General features: G+C 72.8%; 15 protein-coding genes and 1 pseudogene. 9 read left to right on the forward strand and 7 right to left on the reverse strand.

All coding sequences use genetic code 11. The features are described from left to right. Nucleotides 1-89 precede the first annotated feature (89 nt). Nucleotides 90-2,315, forward strand: coding sequence for a putative bifunctional diguanylate cyclase/phosphodiesterase (locus ACFV2X_RS30295; RefSeq protein WP_385622404.1), 2,226 nt, complete (start codon nt 90-92; stop codon nt 2,313-2,315). 62 nt (nt 2,316-2,377) lie between these two features. Here the strand turns inward: ACFV2X_RS30295 and ACFV2X_RS30300 are convergent, their stop codons facing one another. From ACFV2X_RS30300 to ACFV2X_RS30310, 3 genes are all read right to left on the reverse strand, one after another. Then, entirely contained in the window at nt 2,378-2,764 is a 387-nt protein-coding gene (locus tag ACFV2X_RS30300; RefSeq protein ID WP_385622406.1) for a DUF779 domain-containing protein, read from the reverse strand. Further along, a complete protein-coding gene (adh, locus tag ACFV2X_RS30305; RefSeq protein ID WP_385622409.1) occupies nt 2,764-4,287 on the reverse strand; it encodes an aldehyde dehydrogenase in 1,524 nt (507 codons plus the stop codon). Before adh ends, ACFV2X_RS30300 begins: the two co-directional genes overlap by 1 nt. 63 nt (nt 4,288-4,350) lie before the next feature. After that, the gene (locus ACFV2X_RS30310) at nt 4,351-5,685 is read right to left on the reverse strand and encodes a GAF domain-containing protein (protein WP_385622411.1); all 1,335 of its coding nucleotides are present in this window, start codon (nt 5,683-5,685) and stop codon (nt 4,351-4,353) included. A 206-nt stretch (nt 5,686-5,891) separates the two neighbouring features. Here ACFV2X_RS30310 and ACFV2X_RS30315 point away from each other — a divergent pair, with 206 nt between their 5' ends. Next, nucleotides 5,892-6,581 carry a hypothetical protein gene (locus ACFV2X_RS30315; protein ID WP_385622445.1) on the forward strand — a complete coding sequence of 230 codons (690 nt, stop codon included), beginning with the start codon at nt 5,892-5,894 and terminating at the stop codon, nt 6,579-6,581. Between the two features lie 129 nt (nt 6,582-6,710). On the opposite strand, the gene ACFV2X_RS30320 is transcribed toward ACFV2X_RS30315, so the two are convergent. Beyond that, nucleotides 6,711-6,887, reverse strand: coding sequence for a zf-HC2 domain-containing protein (locus ACFV2X_RS30320; RefSeq protein ID WP_078610878.1), 177 nt, complete (start codon nt 6,885-6,887; stop codon nt 6,711-6,713). Nucleotides 6,888-6,903: 16 nt separating this feature from the next. On the opposite strand from ACFV2X_RS30320, the pseudogene ACFV2X_RS30325 reads away from it, so the two are divergent. After that, nucleotides 6,904-7,506: pseudogene (locus ACFV2X_RS30325) on the forward strand (sigma-70 family RNA polymerase sigma factor); the annotation flags it as partial. Nucleotides 7,507-7,676: 170 nt separating this feature from the next. Here ACFV2X_RS30325 and ACFV2X_RS30330 read toward each other — a convergent pair. Together ACFV2X_RS30330 and ACFV2X_RS30335 are read right to left on the reverse strand one after the other, a co-directional pair. Continuing rightward, on the reverse strand, nt 7,677-8,870 hold the full coding sequence (locus ACFV2X_RS30330) for a PP2C family protein-serine/threonine phosphatase (RefSeq protein ID WP_385622414.1): 1,194 nt from the start codon (nt 8,868-8,870) through the stop codon (nt 7,677-7,679). A 149-nt stretch (nt 8,871-9,019) separates the two neighbouring features. Then, on the reverse strand, nt 9,020-10,291 hold the full coding sequence (locus ACFV2X_RS30335) for a glycoside hydrolase family 18 protein (RefSeq protein ID WP_385622417.1): 1,272 nt from the start codon (nt 10,289-10,291) through the stop codon (nt 9,020-9,022). A gap of 378 nt (nt 10,292-10,669) precedes the next feature. Here ACFV2X_RS30335 and ACFV2X_RS30340 point away from each other — a divergent pair, with 378 nt between their 5' ends. Further along, entirely contained in the window at nt 10,670-11,842 is a 1,173-nt protein-coding gene (locus tag ACFV2X_RS30340) for an acyl-CoA dehydrogenase family protein (RefSeq protein ID WP_385622420.1), read from the forward strand. Nucleotides 11,843-11,931: 89 nt separating this feature from the next. On the opposite strand, the gene ACFV2X_RS30345 is transcribed toward ACFV2X_RS30340, so the two are convergent. Continuing rightward, complete coding sequence (locus ACFV2X_RS30345; RefSeq protein ID WP_385622422.1) at nt 11,932-12,309, reverse strand: hypothetical protein; 378 nt, start codon at nt 12,307-12,309, stop codon at nt 11,932-11,934. A 254-nt stretch (nt 12,310-12,563) separates the two neighbouring features. Here ACFV2X_RS30345 and ACFV2X_RS30350 point away from each other — a divergent pair, with 254 nt between their 5' ends. From ACFV2X_RS30350 to fxsA, 5 genes are all read left to right on the forward strand, one after another. Then, on the forward strand, nt 12,564-13,004 hold the full coding sequence (locus tag ACFV2X_RS30350) for an Lrp/AsnC family transcriptional regulator (protein ID WP_089510296.1): 441 nt from the start codon (nt 12,564-12,566) through the stop codon (nt 13,002-13,004). Between the two features lie 122 nt (nt 13,005-13,126). Next, on the forward strand, nt 13,127-14,815 hold the full coding sequence (locus ACFV2X_RS30355; RefSeq protein WP_385622424.1) for an amidohydrolase: 1,689 nt from the start codon (nt 13,127-13,129) through the stop codon (nt 14,813-14,815). A gap of 591 nt (nt 14,816-15,406) precedes the next feature. Further along, entirely contained in the window at nt 15,407-17,167 is a 1,761-nt protein-coding gene (gene lnt, locus ACFV2X_RS30360) for an apolipoprotein N-acyltransferase (RefSeq protein ID WP_385622427.1), read from the forward strand. 184 nt (nt 17,168-17,351) lie between these two features. Beyond that, the gene (locus ACFV2X_RS30365) at nt 17,352-18,125 is read left to right on the forward strand and encodes a polyprenol monophosphomannose synthase (RefSeq protein WP_385622448.1); all 774 of its coding nucleotides are present in this window, start codon (nt 17,352-17,354) and stop codon (nt 18,123-18,125) included. A gap of 64 nt (nt 18,126-18,189) precedes the next feature. Beyond that, complete coding sequence (gene fxsA, locus ACFV2X_RS30370; RefSeq protein WP_385622450.1) at nt 18,190-18,747, forward strand: FxsA family membrane protein; 558 nt, start codon at nt 18,190-18,192, stop codon at nt 18,745-18,747. Nucleotides 18,748-18,813: the final 66 nt, after the last annotated feature.

An 18,813-nucleotide genomic window follows, 5' to 3' on the forward strand; every position in this document is an offset into this window, starting at 1 on the left:
TACTGGCGGCCAAAGGGCGACGACGGAGACGACGGAGCAGGCGAGGACGCGGCGGCTCATGGCGGCCGCACCGCGGCGGGGCCCGCGATATGACTTCCGGGCCGGGCGGCGGGCGGAGACCGAGAGACACGGGGGAGAGCACGGCGGCGGATGACGCCCGGATCAGGCGGTTCGCCGAGGTCTGGAGCCGCGCCGTCCACCCGGTGGCGGCGACGACGCTGACCCGTGCCGAATTCGAGGCGCGCCTGGTGCCGTTGGCCCGGCGGCTGAGCGACGCCCTCGGCTCCCAGCCCTTCGACACCGCCCCGGCGTACGAGGTCGGGGCCGCGCTGGTGGGCGCGCAGTGCACCGAACCCGAGGCGCTGCCGGCGATCCTGGGCGCGATCGACGGCCATCTGGTGTCGCACTGCCCGCCCGGCGACCGGGTGGCCGGGCCGATGGTCGGACCCATGGCCGAGCCCATGGCGGAGGACGAGGCGCGAGCCCGCTGCACCCGGCTGCAGCACGCCCTCGCCGCCGGTTTCGTCCGCGAGCTGAGAAAGCGCGAACGCGATCAGCACGAGGCCATCTCACGCGCCGCCGAGGTCGCCCGCACCGAGGCCGAGAAGGCGCTGTACGCCAGCGAGGCCAAGTTCCAGGCGGTGTTCGAAGGCGCGGTCATCGGCGTCGGGATCTGCGGCCTCGACGGCGAGATCCTGGTCGTCAACGACGCCATGGCCCGGATGTTCGGCGGTATGGACTTCTTCCGCCCCGGCCGCAACGTCAACGAGTTCGTCCACCCCGACGACGCGCCCGGAGTCCACGAGATCTACCGCGAGTTGGTGACCGGCCGGCGCGAGCACTTCCGCATCGAGAAGCCCCACTACCGCGACGACGGCAGCGTGCTGTGGACCAATCTCACCGTCACCCTGCTCCGCGACTCGACCGGCGCCCCGCAGTACCAGCTCACCCTCGCCGAGGACATCACCGAGCACCGGCTGCTGCGCGAGCGGCTGCGCTACGAGGCCACCCACGACGAGCTGACCGGGCTGCCCAACCGCACCCTGTTCGTGGAGCGCCTGGACAAGGTGCTGGCCGGCGAGGCCGACGCCGAGCGCTTCGGCGTCTGCTACCTGGACCTGGACGGCTTCAAATCGGTCAACGACAGCCTCGGGCACATCGCGGGCGACCGGCTGCTCAAGGCCGTCGCCGAGCGGCTGCGGGACTGCGCGGCCGCCCCCGGCGAGCTGCTGGCACGCGTGGGCGGCGACGAGTTCCTGGCCCTGGTCACCGGCCCCACGGCCCAGCAGGACTCCACCGCGCTCGCCCGCCGGATGCTCGACGCCCTGGCGGAGCCGGTCCGCGTCGACGGCCGTGAGCTGCTGGTACGCGCCAGCATCGGCGTCGTGGACGGGCTGGCCGGCGAGCTCAGCCGGGCCGAGGTGCTGCGCAGCGCGGACATCACGATGTACCGGGCCAAGGCGGCCGGCGGCAACCGCTTCGAACTCGCCGACGCCGACTCCAACGCCCAGGTCATCGCGCGCCACAGCCTGACCAACGGGCTGCCCGCCGCCCTGGAGCGGGGCGAGTTCTTCATCGAGTACCAGCCCCTGGTGCGGCTGGCCGACGGCACCGTACGCGGCGCCGAGGCGCTTGTCCGCTGGCTCCACCCCAAGCACGGCGTCCTCGGCCCCGACCAGTTCATCCCGCTGGCCGAGGACACCGGGCTGATCGTGCCGCTCGGCCGCTGGGTGCTGGAGCAGGCCGCCCGGCAGGCCCGCGACTGGCGGGACGCCGATGTCGGCGCCGGTGTCGGCGATCAGCTGCGGGTCAACGTCAACCTCTCGCCCTGCCAGCTGAGCCACCCCAGCCTGGTCTCCGACACCGTGGCCGTCCTGGAGGACGCGGGTCTTTGCCCGAGCGCGCTGTGCCTGGAGGTGACGGAGAACGACCTGATCGACGTGGACGAGGACGCGCTGCGCCCGCTGCGCCAACTCGCCGACCTGGGCGTGGACATCGCCCTGGACGACTTCGGCACCGGCTACTCCAACCTCTCGTATCTGCGCCGGCTGCCGGTCTCGACGCTCAAACTCGACCGCTCCTTCACCCGGGGCATGCAGCGGGCCCCGATCGACCCGGTCGACGTCAAGATCGTGGAGGGCATCGTCTCGCTCGCCCACACCCTCGATCTGGCGGTGACGGTGGAGGGCGTGGAGACCGCGGTTCAGGCCGAGTGTCTACGGGGCCTGGGCTGCGACACCGCCCAGGGCTGGTACTACGCCCGCCCGGGCCCGCCCGAGCGCCTGCACACCCTCGCCCTGGCCGACGCGAGCTGACGCGGGGACGCGCCCGCGGCGGGGGGGATGGAACAACCCCCCCGCCGCCCGCGGCGGCCCCGTCAGCCCGGCGGGTCGAGCAGCCGGGAGCGGATCAGGAACCGGACGCCCTCCGGGGCCTCCAGGGAGAAGCCGCTGCCCCGGCCCGGCACCACATCCACCGTCAGATGCGTATGCCGCCACCGCTCGAACTGGTCGGCCGACATCCAGAACCCGACCGGCTCGGCGACGCCCTCCACCGTCAGCGATCCGAGCAGCACATCCGCCGCCCCGGTACGGAACTCGCCCAGCGGATAGCACATCGGCGCGCTGCCGTCGCAGCAGCCGCCCGACTGATGGAACATCAGCGGACCGTGCGCCTCGGTCAGCCGCCGGATCAGCTCCGCCGCGGCAGGGGTCAGCGCGACCCTCGCGACCCCGGAATCCGCGACACACTCAGAGTCGGCCATCAGAAGAAGCCGAGCTTCTTGGGGGAGTAGCTGACCAGCAGGTTCTTCGTCTGCTGATAGTGGTCCAGCATCATCTTGTGGGTCTCGCGGCCGATGCCGGACTGCTTGTAGCCGCCGAACGCAGCATGCGCCGGGTAGGCGTGGTAGCAGTTGGTCCACACCCGGCCCGCCTGGATGGCGCGCCCGGCGCGGTACGCGGTCGTGCCGTTACGGGTCCATACGCCCGCGCCCAGCCCGTACAGCGTGTCATTGGCGATCTTGATCGCGTCGTCGAAGTCGGCGAACGGAGCCACGGCCACCACCGGACCGAAGATCTCCTCCTGGAAGACCCGCATATGGTTGGCGCCCTCGAAGACCGTGGGCTCCACGTAGTAGCCGCCCGCCAGCTCGCCACCCAGGTCCGCGCGGGCGCCCCCGGTCAGCACCCGGGCGCCCTCCTGACGGCCGATGTCCAGGTAGGAAAGGATCTTCTCCAGCTGGTCGTTGGAGGCCTGGGCGCCCAGCATGGTGTCGGTGTCCAGCGGATGGCCCTGGGTGATCTTCTCCGTACGGGCCACGGCCGCGGCCATGAAGTCCCGGTAGTGGCCCTGCTGCACCAGGGCGCGCGAGGGACAGGTGCACACCTCGCCCTGGTTGAGGGCGAACATGGTGAACCCCTCCAGGGCCTTGTCCAGGAAGTCGTCGTTCTCGGCCGAGACGTCGTCGAAGAAGATGTTCGGGCTCTTGCCGCCGAGCTCCAGCGTCACCGGCTTCAGATGCTCGCTCGCGTACTGCATGATCAGCCGCCCGGTGGTGGTCTCACCGGTGAAGGCGACCTTGGCCACGCGTGCGCTGGAGGCCAGCGGCTTTCCGGCCTCCACGCCGAAGCCGTTGACGATGTTGAGCACGCCGGGCGGCAGCAGATCGGCGACCAGACTCAGCCACAGGTGGATGGAGGCCGGGGTCTGCTCGGCGGGCTTCAGGACCACCGCGTTGCCCGCGGCCAGCGCCGGGGCGAGCTTCCACGTGGCCATCAGGATCGGGAAGTTCCACGGGATGATCTGGGCCACCACACCCAGCGGCTCATGGAAGTGGTAGGCGACCGTGTCGTCGTCGAGCTCGGAGAGGCTGCCCTCCTGCGCCCGGATCGCCCCCGCGAAGTAGCGGAAGTGGTCGATGGCCAGCGGGATGTCGGCGGCCAGCGTCTCGCGCACCGGCTTGCCGTTCTCCCAGCTCTCGGCGACCGCGAGCGCCTCGAGATTCTCCTCCATCCGGTCCGCGATCTTCAGCAGCGCCGAGGCGCGCTCGGCGGGCGAGGTGCGGCCCCAGGCGGGGGCCGCCGCGTGCGCGGCGTCCAGGGCCCGCTCGACGTCCTCGGCGGTGCCCCGGGCGATCTCGGTGAACGGCTGCCCGTTGACCGGGGTCGGGTTCTCGAAGTACCCGCCCTGCTTGGGCGGCACGTACTCGCCGCCGATCCAGTGGTCGTAGCGCGGCTGGTAGCTGACGACCGAGCCCTCGGATCCCGGGCTTGCGTAACGAGGCATGGGCGGCCCTCCCAGTGTTCGTCGTAGCCGACCGTGTTGGTCGGTGGTACGTCGGCGGCGAGGTTAGAGGCCGGTACGTTGCACGGACGTTGCGCGTCTCGCCAGTCCCTCGGCGGGGTACGGGCCGCCGTCGGCCGTCAGCCCGTACGCCGCGCGCAGCCGCCGCACCCGGGGCAGCAGCGACGCCCGGCCCCGGGCGTGCGCCGGAAGGGCCGCCAGCAGGGCCTCACCGGCCTCCAGGTCCTCCTCGCCCCACGGCGTACGGGCCCACCACCGCAGCAACTCCAGATCGCCGCAGGCCAACACGGTGCGGCGGATGTCCTCCTCCAGGATCCGGCGCATCCGGCACACCCCCGGTGCCTCCGACAGCGGCAGCAGCGGCCCCGTGTACGCGCGCACCGCCGCATGCGCGTTCCCCGCCGCCAGCTCCTCCGTCACGGCCGCCACATCGGCCCGCACCGGCGCGCACAGCCGGTAGGGGCGCGAGCCCAGCAGCGGCCCCACCAGGCGGCGCAGCCGCGACAGCTCCGCGCGCAGGGTGACCGGGGAGAGCCGGTCCGCCCGCTCCCCGTACAGCTCCAGGGCCAGCCGGTCGCCGCTCAGGCCCTCCGGATGGGCGGCCAGCAGCACCATGATCTCGCTGTGCCGCGGCCCGAGCCGCAGCCGCCGACCCTCGGTCAGCAGCAGCGCCTCATCCCGCCCCAGCGCCGTGAGCAGCACCCGCGGGCCCGCCGCGCGCGGCGCCTCGGCCGCCAGCTGCGCCTCGGCGGCCCGCGCGGTCGCCTGGACCAGGGCCAGGCTGTGCGGGGCCGCCAGATGGTCGCCGCCGGTGATGTCGACGGCGCCCAACAGCCGCCCGGTGTGCGGATCGTGCACCGGGGCGGCGGCGCAGGTCCAGGGCTGCACCGCGTGGTGGTAGTGCTCGGCGGCGAAGATCTGCACCGCGTGGTCCACGGTGAGCGCCGTGCCCGGCGCGTTGGTGCCCGCGTGCCGCTCGTCCCAGCGCGCCCCCGCCACGAAGTTCATCCGCTCGGCCTCGTGCCGTACGCCGGTGTGCCCCTCCACCCACAGCATGCGGCCCTGCTCGTCACAGACCGCGAGCAGATGCGCGCCGTCGTGGGCGATGGTGCCCAGCAGCTCGCGGAACAGCGGCATCACCCGGGCCAGCGGATGGTCCGCGCGGTACGCCTCCAACTCGGCGTCCGCCAGGTCGATCGGCGCCAGCCCCTCCTGGCCCACCCGCGCTCTGGCCGAACGCCGCCAGGAGTCCGCCACCACCGGGCGGACGGCCGAGGAGACCGCCCCCTCGGTCACAAACGCCTCATGGGCGCGGCGCACCGCGCGGACGCGCTCCGCCGGATCCGCGCCCGACGCCATCGCGAGCCAGGGATTGCCCACAGGTCCTCACTCGAGGTCACGGTCGGTCAGGTCGGCGACGGGCGGCGCGGGCGGGCCGAGCCGCACCGGACGCCCCGATTCCTCACACTCTCCCGCGCGCGGGCCCGCTCGCAAGAGCCCGGACGGTGGTGGTCCGCGCCGAACATGCTCAACTTCCGCGCCCCTGGCGGTGTCCGGGGCGGGCCGGGTGCGACGATGTGGACGTCATGGAAGCGGGCCTCGTACTGCGGGCGCTGCGAACCGCGGTGTTCGCAGCGGTCTGCGTGCTGCTCGCGGCGCTCGGCCACGCTCTGATGTCGGGGGCCGCCGTCCCGTGGTGGGTGATCGGCGCCGCCTTGCCGGTCACCAGCGGCGCGGCCTGGTGCCTGACGGGGCGCGAGCGCGGGCCGCTGACGGTCGTCGCCGCGACCGTGGGCGCGCAGACCGCGCTCCACGTCGCGTTCATGCTCGCGCAGGGCGCCATGGCCGGTGCCGGTGCCGGTGCCGGTGCGGGTGCCGGTGCGACGCCAATGCGCATGCCCATGCCGTCCATGTCGGTGTCCATGCCGTCCGGGCATGCCCACCACATGGCCCACGCCCATGACGCCATGGCCTCGGCGCCGCTGCCCGGGGGCCAGGGGTACGGCGCGCTCGGCATGTGGTCCGCGCACCTGCTGGCCGCCCTGCTGTGCGGAATGTGGCTCTCCGGCGGCGAACAGGCCGCGTTCCGGCTGATGCGGACCCTGGCCGTCGGCCTCTTCGTACCCCTGCTGACCCTGCTGTACGGCGCCCCGCGCGTGCCCGCGCGGCCCCGCGTACGCCCCGTGCGGCACGGCGGCCCTCAGCGGCTGCGACGGCTGCTGCTCGCCCATGTCATCGCCACCCGTGGTCCACCGCCTGGGGCCGCCGTCCTGTGACGGACGGCGGCCGACCAGGCCCACCACATCACCGGACCGCCCGCAGGGCCGTCCGGACTCCAGGAAGGACCGCAGGCGATGACCTCTGCCCGTATCCCGGCCCCCTGGCCGGTACCCCCGCTCGCACGGTCACGGCCCGTCGAGACCGGCCGCGAGCTCCCGCAGCCGCCGCGCCCGCTCGCCCCAGCGGCGGCACTCCGGGCACTCCAGCAGATGGGCGTCGAGCACCGCGTCCGGGACCTCCGGCGGCGGCGCCTCGCCGTCGACACGGGCCGACACGGCGACCCGGAACTGAGCACAGCACACCCCCACATGGTCCCCGATGCCGCGGAGGGCCGCGATGCCTGACCGCACTGACCGCGACGACGAGACTCTGACCTCCTGGGCGCTCGCCGCGCGCGGCGGCGACCCCGAGGCCGTGGACCGCTTCGTACGTGCCACCCGGCGCGATGTGTGGCGGTACGTCCACCGGCTCAGCGACGACCCGCACGCGGCCGACGACCTCGTCCAGGAGACCTATCTGCGCGCGCTGCGCGGACTGCCCCGCTTCGAGGGCAGATCCTCGGCGCGCACCTGGCTGCTGTCGATCGCCCGCCGGGCGGTCGTGGACCGGCTGCGTCGCAACGCGGCCAGGCCGCGCGCCGCCGACACCGACGACTGGCAGGCGGCGGCCGAGCGGGCCCAGCGCCGGGCGGCGCCGGACACCGGCTTCGACGAGGGGGTGGCCCTGACCCAGCTGCTCGCGTTGCTGCCGTACGACCGGCGCGAGGTATTCGTCCTCACCCAGCTGCTCGGGCTGCCGTACGCCGAGGCCGCGCTCGTCGTCGGCTGTCCGGTGGGCACGGTCCGCTCCCGGGTCGCCCGTGCGCGGGAGGCGCTGATCGAGCAGCTGGCGACGGCGGAGCGGGTCGCCTCCGGCGCGGCTGAGCTGCCGGGTGGTGTGGCTGGGCCTCGTGGTGTGGCCGAGCCGGCCCGGTTGGCCTGCTCGGCCCGCGAGGCCCGGGAGACCCGCGAGGCCCGGGAGACCCGCGAGGCCCGGGCCGGCCGGTCCGGCAGGCCCGCCCGCCTCGGCGCGCCCGAGCCGGTGGGCTCGCGCTAGCCGGGCCGGCCAGGGACGTGCTCCAGGACGAGCACCGCCGCATCGTCCTGGAGCCTTCCCTTCGTATGGGCGTCCAGGTCCTTCCTCAGTCGTCCCAGCAGCTCGGGGGTCGGCAGCGAGGCCCAGCCGCTCAGGCGGTCGGCCAGGGGGTAGAACTTCCCGGTGGGGCAGCGCGCCTCGGTCACCCCGTCCGTACAGGCGAGCACCCGGGTGTCCGGCTCGATCGGGATCCGCTGGACGGGGCGCGGGGCGCCCGTCAGATCGCCGAGGCCGAGCGGCAGACCGGGCTCTGCCGAGTCCAGCTCGTTGACCGTGCCGTCGGCGTGGAGCAGATACGGCTGGACGTGCCCGCAGTCGATCAACACCATGAGCGCGGTGTCCCCGGGATCCGATCCATCGGAATCGGCGTCGGGCTGGGTGTCCGCCGGGGATCCGGGCACGGGGGCGGGGGCGGGATCATCGTCCCGCTCCACCCCGAACACCAGGGCCGTCACGAACCGCTCCTCCTCGCTTCCGTTCCGCTCCCGCGCATGCGAGGAGTTGTAGCGGCGCAGCCCCACCTCCATGGCGTCCACCCCGTCGCTCAGGCTCCGCAGGTGGTAGGCGGCCTCCCGGAACGCGGTCAGCACCGCCGCCCCCGCCCCCAGGGCGCGCAGCCCCTTGCCCTGCACGTCGCCGATCAGCACCCGGGCCCCGTACGGGGTGTCGACGACCTCGTAGATGTCGCCGCCCACCAGCGCGCCCTGCTGTGAGGAGACATAGAAGCCGTCCACGACCACGTCGCTGCCGCGCAGCGGGAGCTCGCGCAGCAGGGCGCGCTGTGCCGCCTCGCCGGTGGCGCGGACCTGGGTCAGCAGCTCTTCGCGGTCCCGCAGCAGCCGCGCGACGGCGATGCTGGCACCGACCATGAGGGTGTTGCCGAGGACCGAGGCGACGCGGTTGAGGGGGACCAGGCTGTCGGGGATCACGCCGTGGGTGATGGCCATGACGGCGAGGTCGAGCAGGCCGAGCACCAGCGTCTGGCGGTAGGTGCAGAAGGCGGCGGCGAGAAGCGGGGCCAGCGCGGCGAAGACGTCCAGGCGGAACGAGCGGGGGGTAATGGAGTCGACGAGGACGATCAGCGCCAGATAGACGAGGAGCACGGCGAAGACGCGATTGGCGTATGCGCGGATGCGCTCCCTCCGGGGCACCGGAACCTCCGCCTCCAGATCGGGACGGTCTCAAGACTCGCACGCTGCCCCGCGCCCCAGCCAGCGGGACAGGGACCGAAAAAACGAGGGCGGGGCGCCGGTATGTTCCGGCGCCCCGCCCCCGATCGGGAGCGGTCAGCTGATGGGGGTCAGCTGATGGACTTGATCAGCTCGCCGTTCGACGTGTCGCCGCTGAGCTCCCAGAAGAAGGTGCCGCCGAGGCCCTGCTGCTGCTTGTAGCTCATCTTCCCGGCGATCGTGGAGGGCGTGTCGTAGCTCCACCACTGGCTGCCGCAGTGCGCGTACGCCGTCCCCGCGACCGTGCCGGTCGCCGGGCAGGAGTTCTTGAGCACCTTGTAGTCCTCGATACCCGCCTCGTACGTGCCGGGGGCCGCGCCGCTGGCCGTCCCGCCGGGGGCGTCCTGGCTGACGCCGGTCCAGCCGCGCCCGTAGAAGCCGATGCCCAGCAGCAGCTTCGAGGCCGGGATGCCGAGGCTCTTGAGCTTGGTGATGGTGGCGTCGGTGTTGAAGCCCTGCTGCGGGATGCCGTTGTAGGAGTTGAGGGGGGAGTGCGGGGCGGTCGGGCCCTGGGCCGCCCAGGCCCCGAAGAAGTCGTAGGTCATGGGGTTGTACCAGTCCACGTACTGCGCGGCGCCGGCATAGTCGGCGGCGTCTATCTTGCCGCCGGAGGAGGCGTCCGCGGTGATCGCGGCCGTCACCAGGTTGGAGCTGCCGAACTTGGCGCGCAGGGCGGCCATCACGTTCTTGAAGGCGTCCTTGCCGCTGGTGTCACAGGTGTTGCCGCAGGCGTTGGGATACTCCCAGTCGATGTCGATCCCGTCGAAGACATCGGCCCAGCGCGAGTCCTTGACCAGGTCGTAACAGGACTGGGCGAACGCGGCGGGGTTCTTTGCGGCCTCGCCGAACCCGGAGGACCAGGTCCAGCCGCCGAAGGACCAGATCACCTTCAGGTTCGGGTGCAGCTTCTTGAGCTTGCGCAGCTGGTTGAAGTTGCCGCGCAGCGCGCCGTTGTCCCAGGTGTCGGCGACGCCGTCGACGCTGCTCGCCGCGTCGTACGCCTTGTCGTAGTCGGCGTACGCGTCGCCGATGGCGCACTTGCCGCCGGTGACATTGCCGAAGGCGTAGTTGATGTGGGTGAGCTTGGCGGCCGACCCGGAGGTCTCGATGTTCTTGACGTGGTAGTTGCGCTGGTAGATGCCCCATTCGGTGAAGTAGCCGACCACCTTGCTGCCCGCGGCGGCCTTCTTGCCGCCCGCGGTGGCCTTGGCGGCCTGCGCGGCCTTTGTGTGGGGTGCTTCACCGGCGGCAGCCGGGCCGGCGAGCGTCGTGGCGGCCAGGACCGCCGTACACAGCGCCGCGAGGGCGGCGAGCAGTCCGCGAAGTCCGCGAGGTCTGCGCATGGATTCTCCTCCGTGGGGGTGAGGGGAAGTGGTACTCACTGATGACCTGCCCATGACTTGACATGAACGCGTAGGGCACGGTGGGAGCACCGTAGAAGGACTAGACCAGTGAGGTCAATGGTTTGGACCAATGTGCTCGCCGTTCGCAGAACTTGGTTGAAGATCCACCGACCGGTGACGCGGGGCCTCGGATCGGGCATACTCCAACCGCCACGGCGCAGGTCACGCCCCCTTCGCAACCCGAGGGAAGCGTCTCCGACCGCCCGGCAGCACCCCCGACGGCCCGCCGCCCGCACCCCCGGCGTCGCGCCGCCGCCGCACCCCTCCCCGACAGGGGAAGAGGGAACCAAGGACGAAGAGGGAGAGGAGAGCGCCGCCATGACCGACCACCGACCGCAGCCGGTGGAGCGTGAGCTGCCCACCGAGGAGGCCCACGACCTGATCTCACTCGTCCGCGAGTTGATCGAGCGGGAGATCAGGCCGAACGCAGCCGAAGGGGAGGCCGCCGGGCGCTTCCCGCGCGAGCTGTTCGCCCTGTTGTCGCGGTCCGGGCTGCTGGGGCTTGTGTACCCCGAGGAGTTCGGCGGCGGCGACCAGCCGTACGAGGTGTATCTCCAGGTCCTGGAGGAGCTGGCCGCGGCCCGGCTCACCGTCGGCCTCGGCGTCAGCGTGCACACCCTCGCCTGCCACGCGCTCGCCCACTACGGCAGCAAGGAGCAGATCGCCGAGCATCTGCCCGCGATGCTGGGCGGCGGGCTGCTGGGCGCGTACTGCCTGTCCGAGCCCTCCTCCGGCTCCGACGCGGCCGGACTCACCACCCGCGCCGCCCGCGAGGGCGACGGCTGGACCCTGACCGGCTCCAAGGCGTGGATCACCCACGGCGGCATCGCCGACTTCTACACCGTCATGACGCGCACCGGGCCCGACCGCACCCGGGGCATCACCGCGTTCCTGGTCCCCGGCGACGCCCCCGGGCTCTCCGCCGCCGCGCCCGAGCGCAAGATGGGCATGAAGGGCTCGCCCACCGCACAGATCCACCTCGAAGACGTCCATGTGCCCGACGCCCGCCGCATCGGCGAGGAGGGCCAGGGCTTCGCCATAGCCCTCTCGGCACTCGACGCGGGCCGCCTCGGCATCGCCGCGTGCTCGATCGGTCTCGCCCAGGCGGCGCTGGGCGAGGCGCTGGCCTACACCGCGGAGCGGCGGCAGTTCGGCCACCCCGTGGCCGACTTCCAGGGGCTGCGCTTCATGTTCGCCGACATGGCCACCCAGATCGAGGCCGGCCGCGCCCTCTACCTCGCGGCCGCTCGGCTGCGCGACGCGGGCAGGCCGTTCTCCAAGCAGGCGGCGATGGCCAAGCTGTTCTGCACCGACACCGCCATGAAGGTCACCACGGACGCCGTCCAGCTGCTGGGTGGCTACGGCTACACCGCGGACTTCCCCGTCGAGCGCTATATGCGGGAGGCCAAGGTGCTGCAGATCGTGGAGGGCACCAACCAGATCCAGCGGGTCGTGATCGCCCGCCATCTCGCGGGTCCGGAGAGTCGCTGAGGAGGTGCCGCCGGTGACGGCGGAAGTGACGTACTGAGGCTCACGCTGATGGGGGCGCGGCGCGCCGGGCCCCCTCGCTGAGCGGCTGGTCAGACGCGGGACGTCCGCGGGCGGCGGCGCAGACCCGGCATCCGGATCGGCTGCGATCCGGGGCCGCCGATGTGCGAGAACGGCTGCATCCGCCAGTCCAGCGTCTCCGGCAGCGTCAGCAGCATCGCCGCGTCCTGCTCCGACGCGTCCAGCGACGCGTCTGCGGCGGAGGTGTCCTTCACCCCCCGCCCCGTGCCGGGGCACACCGTGAGTCCGAACGGGTTCCACGGGGACGGGCACAGCGCGTGCTCGGGCAGCACGTCCTCGTCCGCGAGCAGGGCGATCGGACGAGCGCAGTCCGGGCAGACGACCCGGAAGATCTCGTAGGTCTCGTCCGTATCGTTGTCGCCTTCTTCGAGGCGCTCCAAATAGGGCATGAGTTTCCCCCTCGGGTGGGCGGGCCGGGCTCGTCGGCCTCGGCCTGGTCAGGCGCGTCGGCCTCGACCACAGCAAGCATTTCCCGCCGCACTACGCGGGTAATCGCGGCACCCCCGGGGACTGGGGCGAATGTATGTGGCGTTCGTCACATGCCTGCTGCAGATGCTGCGAACATGGGCGTATGTCCCACGAGTGTCCACAGGGGGAACACCGACTGGGCCGGACAGCCTCCGACCGCATAGGGTGACCGGCTGTGGAGGAGTTGGACAGACAGATCGTGGAACTGCTCGTCAAGGACGGGCGGATGAGCTACACCGACCTGGGCAAGGCCACCGGCCTGTCCACGTCGGCGGTGCACCAGCGCGTGCGCCGGCTCGAACAGCGGGGGGTCATCCGCGGCTACGCGGCCGTGGTGGACCCGGAGGCCGTCGGCCTGCCACTGACCGCGTTCATCTCCGTCAAACCCTTCGACCCCAGCGCGCCCGACGACATCGCCGAACGGCTGGCCGACGTGCCCGAGATCGAGGCGTGCCACAGCGTGGCGGGCGACGAGAACTACATCCTCAAGGTGCGCGTCGCCGCGCCGCTGGAGCTGGAGAACCTGCTCAGCCGGATCCGCTCGCTGGCCGGGGTGTCCACCCGGACCACCGTCGTGCTGTCCACGCCCTACGAGGCACGCCCGCCCCGGGTGTGAATCCCGCCCCGCCAACGCCCACCCTGGTGCGGCCCGGCTCCGCGACCTGTTCTCTCCCCGGTGCGGGCGCTATCTCCGCCGAGGGGCGAGACTGAGGGGCGTACCGCACACACGCGTACCGCATGCACGCCCGATCCGACCCCGCGAGGCAGCCCGCCGTGAACGACCCCACATCCGACCAGGCCGAAGGCCGCACCGTTCTGCTGCGCGGCGGCGAGGTGCACAGCCCCGCCGACCCGTTCGCGACCGCCATGGTGGTCGAGCGGGGCACCGTCGCCTGGGTCGGCTCGGAGGGGGCCGCGGACAGCTTCGCCGATGGTGTGGACGAGGTGGTCCACCTCGACGGGGCGCTGGTCACCCCCGCGTTCACCGACGCGCATGTGCACACCACCGCCACCGGACTCGCCCTCACCGGCCTCGACCTCGCGGGCGCCCGTACGCTCGCGGACGCGCTCGGCCGCGTGCGCGCGTACGCCGGGGCCCACCCCGACGACCGGATCCTGCTCGGCCACGGCTGGGACGCCAGCGGCTGGCCCGAGGGGCGGCCCCCCACCCGCGCCGAGCTCGACGAGGCCGCCGGCGGCCGCCCGCTCTATCTCACCCGTATCGATGTGCACTCCGCCGTCGTCACCACCGCCCTGCTCGACCTGGTCCCCGGCGTCGCCGAGCTGCCCGGATTCCACGCCGTCGACGACGCTGCCGCGCCGCTGACCGGCGCCGCCCACCACGCCGTACGCGCCGCGGCCCGCGCCGCCGTGACCGCCCGGCAGCGCGCCGACGCCCAGCGCGCCGCCCTCGCCCGCGCCGCCTCGCTCGGCATCGGCTCGGTCCACGAGTGCGCGGGCCCCGACATCTCCGCCGAGGACGACCTCACCGGGCTGCTGCGGCTGGCCGCCGAGGAGCCGGGCCCGCGCGTCTTCGGCTACTGGGCCGAGGCCGCGGCGAGCGCCGCCGACCTGGACAAGGTGCGCGACCTCGGCGCCCTCGGCGCGGCGGGCGACCTCTTCGTCGACGGCTCGCTCGGCTCGCACACCGCGCATCTGCACGAGCCGTACGCCGATGCCCCGCACACCGGCACCGCCCACCTGGACGCGGCCGCCGTCGCCGCCCATGTCATCGCCTGCACCGAGGCCGGGCTGCAGGCCGGCTTCCATGCCATTGGCGACGCCGCCGTGACCACCGTGGTGGAGGGCGTACGGGCGGCCGCCGACAAGGTCGGCCTCGCCCGCGTCCGCGCCGCCCGCCACCGCGTCGAGCACGCCGAAATGCTCACCCCCGAGGCCATCGCGGCCTTCGCCGAACTCGGCCTCACCGCCTCCGTCCAGCCCGCCTTCGACGCCGTCTGGGGCGGCGAGACGGGCATGTACGCACAGCGGCTCGGCCCGGAGCGAGCCCGTACCCTCAACCCCTTCGCCGCGCTGCTGCGCGCCGGCGTGCCCCTGGCGCTCGGCTCCGACAGCCCGGTCACCCCGCTCGACCCCTGGGGCACCGTCCGCGCCGCGGCCTTCCACCGCACCCCCGAGCACCGCGTCTCCGCCCGCGCCGCCTTCACCGCGCACACCCGCGGCGGCTGGCGGGCGATCGGGCGTGACGACGCGGGCGTCCTGGTGCCCGGCGCGCCCGCCGACTACGCGGTCTGGCGCACCGGTGAGCTCGTCGTACAAGTGCCCGACACGCGGGTCGCCGACTGGTCCACCGATCCGCGCTCGGGGACCCCGGGACTGCCCGACCTCACACCCGGCGGCCAACTCCCGGTCTGCGTGCGCACGGTGGTCGGCGGGCGGACCGTCCACCTCCGGCCGGACGAGTGACGCACGGCCGTGTCGTACCGCCGAACGATGCTCCCCCGGCTTGTCGCGGTAGCTGAACACAGTCCGTACTGACCTGCTCATTTGGGGAAACAGCGCAGGTCGTGCCGGTGTTGACAGGGTGCGGTCGGCGGCCGGTAGGTTCGGCCGAGTCCACCACAGGACGTCCGACCGGGGAATCTCCACGCAGTCGTCGAACGCCGCTGGGCCATGGGGTGGCGCGCCGACCGGTGCGCCACCGCTGGGAGCCAGGTCCAGCGCACGGGGGCGAGGGAGGGATCGCCGGGTCGGCAGGTGCGACCCGGGAGGGGCCCGGACGCTCAGTAGACAACGGCTCTCGGTCGATCCGCAGCCAGCGGGTCCCAGGCCGGCCCGAAGGGCGCCGGGCCCCGATTCCGCGCCCATGGTGTGCTCACAGCGCACTCACGACGCCCTCGTGGCGCGTTCATATCGCCGTCATGTCGCTCTCATGGCGCCCTCGTGACAGCCTGGGAACCAGCCTGTCCGCCTGAGCGTTCCGCACCTCGGGACACATATTCGAGCCCCGCGTTATACGGTCACCTCACCACAGCACGACTTGCAGGAAGGCAGCACGTGCAATCGGGTACCGAAACCAACGCCGAGGCCGGCCCCCGGGGCGCGGCCGAAGACCGACCGGGGGAGCAGCAGCCGGAGCCCGCCGCCGCGCCTGCCACGGCTGACGCCGAGGCTCCGGCGCGCGTCGCCGAGGCTTCGGCGCGCGACGCCGCGGCCCCGGCCGAGGCCCGCCCCGGCCGGATGCGCCGGCTGGCCCGGCTCGCCCGCCGCGAGGCGCGCCGCAGCGCCATCGCGGCCGTATTCGGTCTCGCGCTGGGCCTCGCCTTCCCGCCGTACGGGCTGTGGCCGCTGTCCCTGGTCTCCGTGGCGGCCCTGAGCCTGCTCACCCACGGTCGTACGGCCCGGCAGGGCGCCTGGACCGGCTTCGCGATGGCGGTGCCGTTCTTCATAGTCCTGCTGAAGTGGCTGCACGTCGTCGGCTGGGACGCCACGGTGGGCCTCGCGCTCCTCCAGGCGCTCTACTTCCTCCCGCTGGGCGCGGCCCTCGCCCTGACCTCCCGGCTTCCGGTGGCCTGGCTGCGGCCCCTGTGGGCGGCCTGCCTGTGGATCGCCGAGGAGTGGGCCCGCGGCCGGGTGCCGTTCGGCGGCTTCACCTGGGGCCGGCTGGCCTTCGCCAACACCGGGTCGCCCTTTACGCCGCTCGCCGCGCTCGGCGGCGCGCCGCTGGTCAGCTTTGCCGTCGCCCTGACGGGCACGCTGCTGGCCGCCGCGGCCCTGGCCCTGTACGGAATGCGCGGTGGCAGCGGCGGCATCCCGCGGCCGCGCGCCGCGCTGGCGGCCGGCGGATCGGTCGCCGTGGCCGCGGCCGTGACCGTGGCCGGGCTCGCCGTGCCGATCCCCACGGCCGCCGACGACGCGGTGGACATCGCGATCGTCCAGGGCAATGTCCAGAAGCCCGGTATGGACTTCCTGGGCCGCCCCATGAAGATCCTCAACAACCACGTCAACGCCACGATCGAGCTGGCCAAGGACGTGAAGGCCGGCCGGATCAAAAAGCCCGACCTGGTGATTTGGCCGGAAAACGCCTCCGACCTCGACCCCTTCCAGTATCGGGAGGCGTATGCGCGGATCGACGAGGCCGTGAAGGCGATCGATGTGCCGGTCCTCGTCGGTGCCCTGGTCGACCACCCCACCAAGCAGGGCTATGTGCTGAACCAGGGCATCGTCTGGGACCCCAAGACCGGCCCCGGTGCCTCCTACACCAAGCAGCACCCGGTGCCCTTCGGCGAGTACGTCCCGTTCCGCGAGCAGCTTTCCAAGGTCATCACCCGGTTCAAGCGGGTCCCGCGCGACTTCTACCCCGGTGACCACACCGGGGTGCTGAAGGTCGGCCCGGCCCGGCTCGGCGATGTGATCTGCTTCGAGGTCGCGTACGACGGGATCGTCCGGGACACGGTCAACGCGGGCGCCCGCATGATCGTCGTCCAGACCAACAACGCCACGTACGGCCGCACCGGCCAGCCCGAACAGCAGCTGGCCATGGGCCGGCTGCGGGCCATCGAGCACGGCCGCACGGTGGTCACCGCGGCCACCAGCGGTATCAGCGCGGTCGTCGCGCCCGATGGCACGATCGAGCAGCGGACGAAAGAATTCACGCAAGATGTGCTCACCGCGCGCGTCCCGCTGCGCGATGGCAAGACTGTCGCCGACCGCGTCGGTGCGACCCCCGAGTGGGTGCTCGCTATGGTGGGCGTTCTCTCCTGTGCGGCCGCGATCATGATTGGCCGTCGGGGACGTACGGACGAGAAAGGGCAGTAAGACCGTGAGCGACGCACGCGAGGCCGACGAGCCGCGCCAGACTTCGGACGCCGCGGATTCGCCTCGCGGGCGGAGAAGCGAACAAAATGGTGCCGTGAGCGACGCACGCGAGGCCGACGAGCCGCGCCAGACTTCGGACGCCGCGGATTCGCCTCGCGGCGGGAGCGACGAGAAAGGCGACGCCGTGCCCGAAGGGGACGGCGGGCGGCGGAAGTACGGTCCGCTCGGCAAGGTTCTGGTGATCATCCCGACCTACAACGAGGCGGAGAACATCAAGCCGATCGTCGCCCGGGTGCGGGAATCCGTGCCCGAGGCGCATGTGCTCGTCGCCGACGACAACAGCCCGGACGGCACCGGCAAGGTCGCGGACGAGCTCGCGGCCGAGGACGACCACGTGCGCGTGCTGCACCGCAAGGGCAAGGAGGGCCTGGGCGCCGCCTACCTCGCCGGGTTCCGCTGGGGCATCGAGCACGGCTATGGCGTACTGGTCGAGATGGACGCCGACGGCTCGCATCAGCCCGAGGAACTGCCCCGGCTGCTGACCGCGCTCAAGGGCGCCGATCTGGTGATCGGCTCGCGCTGGGTGCCCGGCGGCCGCATCGTCAACTGGCCCAAGCGGCGGGAGTACCTGTCGCGCGGCGCCAGCACCTACTCCCGGATCCTGCTGGATGTGCCGATCCGCGATGTGACGGCCGGCTTCCGCGCCTTCCGCAAGGAGACCCTGGAGGGTCTCGGCATGGACGCGGTCGCCTCCCAGGGCTACTGCTTCCAGATCGACATGGCCTGGCGCGCGGTCAAGGCGGGCTTCCATGTGATCGAGGTCCCGGTGACGTTCGTCGAGCGTGAGCGGGGCGACAGCAAGATGAGCCGGGACATCGTCACCGAGGCGTTCTGGCGGGTCGCCACCTGGGGCGTGAGCTCCCGGGCGAACAAGCTGCTGGGGCGCGACCCCTCGTAGCCGCGGCATCGGTTCGGCCCCCGGGGCCCGGCTTCGTCGCCGGGCCGGGCACACTTGGAGCATGATGACCGGCCCGTCGCAGCAGCAGACCGATCCGACCCGCCCCAGGCGCTCCCGCCTCCGCACCTTCCTGCCGCTGGGGATCGCGGCCTGGCTGGTGCTGGAGATCTGGCTGCTGACCGTGGTGGCGGAGGCCGCCGGCGGGTTCACGGTATTTCTGCTGTTGCTCGCCGGAGTGGTGGTCGGCTCGGCCGTGATCAAGCGTGCCGGCCGCCGGGCCTGGCAGAACCTCTCGCGGTCCATGCAGCCGGGCGCCGCGCCACAGGACCCGGCGGCGGGGACGGGCAGCAGCTTCACGATGCTCGGCGGGCTGCTGCTGATGATTCCCGGCCTGATCTCGGATGTGGCCGCGCTGGTGTGTCTGTTCCCGCCGACGCGCGCGCTGCTGCGCGGCCGGGTGGAGGCGCTGCTCAGCCGCCGGGTCGGATATGTGCCCGGGCCGATGGGCGGCGGCTTCGGGCCGGGGCCGGACTCCGGCCAGGACCGGATGCGCCACCCCGACGGCAAGGTCATCCAGGGCGAGGTCATACGGGACGACGAGGACCCGCGCTCGGCGCGCTGACGCGCCTGCGCCCCATCCCGTTACGCGGGGTCGACAAGGGCCGGGGCCACTGCTCGGCAGTGGCCC

Origin of the sequence: Streptomyces sp. NPDC059679 (assembly GCF_042734105.1) — a bacterium.
GTDB lineage: Bacteria > Actinomycetota > Actinomycetes > Streptomycetales > Streptomycetaceae > Streptomyces.

Bases quoted from the DNA above. Each gene is read 5' to 3' on its own strand.
- ACFV2X_RS30335 (WP_385622417.1), bottom strand. From the start codon at position 10,291: ATGCGCAGACCTCGCGGACTTCGCGGACTGCTCGCCGCCCTCGCGGCG.
- ACFV2X_RS30295 (WP_385622404.1), top strand. From the start codon at position 90: ATGACTTCCGGGCCGGGCGGCGGGCGGAGACCGAGAGACACGGGGGAG.
- ACFV2X_RS30315 (WP_385622445.1), top strand. From the start codon at position 5,892: ATGGAAGCGGGCCTCGTACTGCGGGCGCTGCGAACCGCGGTGTTCGCA.
- ACFV2X_RS30345 (WP_385622422.1), bottom strand. From the start codon at position 12,309: ATGCCCTATTTGGAGCGCCTCGAAGAAGGCGACAACGATACGGACGAG.
- ACFV2X_RS30340 (WP_385622420.1), top strand. From the start codon at position 10,670: ATGACCGACCACCGACCGCAGCCGGTGGAGCGTGAGCTGCCCACCGAG.
- adh (WP_385622409.1), bottom strand. From the start codon at position 4,287: ATGCCTCGTTACGCAAGCCCGGGATCCGAGGGCTCGGTCGTCAGCTAC.
- fxsA (WP_385622450.1), top strand. From the start codon at position 18,190: ATGACCGGCCCGTCGCAGCAGCAGACCGATCCGACCCGCCCCAGGCGC.
- ACFV2X_RS30355 (WP_385622424.1), top strand. From the start codon at position 13,127: ATGCACGCCCGATCCGACCCCGCGAGGCAGCCCGCCGTGAACGACCCC.
- ACFV2X_RS30300 (WP_385622406.1), bottom strand. From the start codon at position 2,764: ATGGCCGACTCTGAGTGTGTCGCGGATTCCGGGGTCGCGAGGGTCGCG.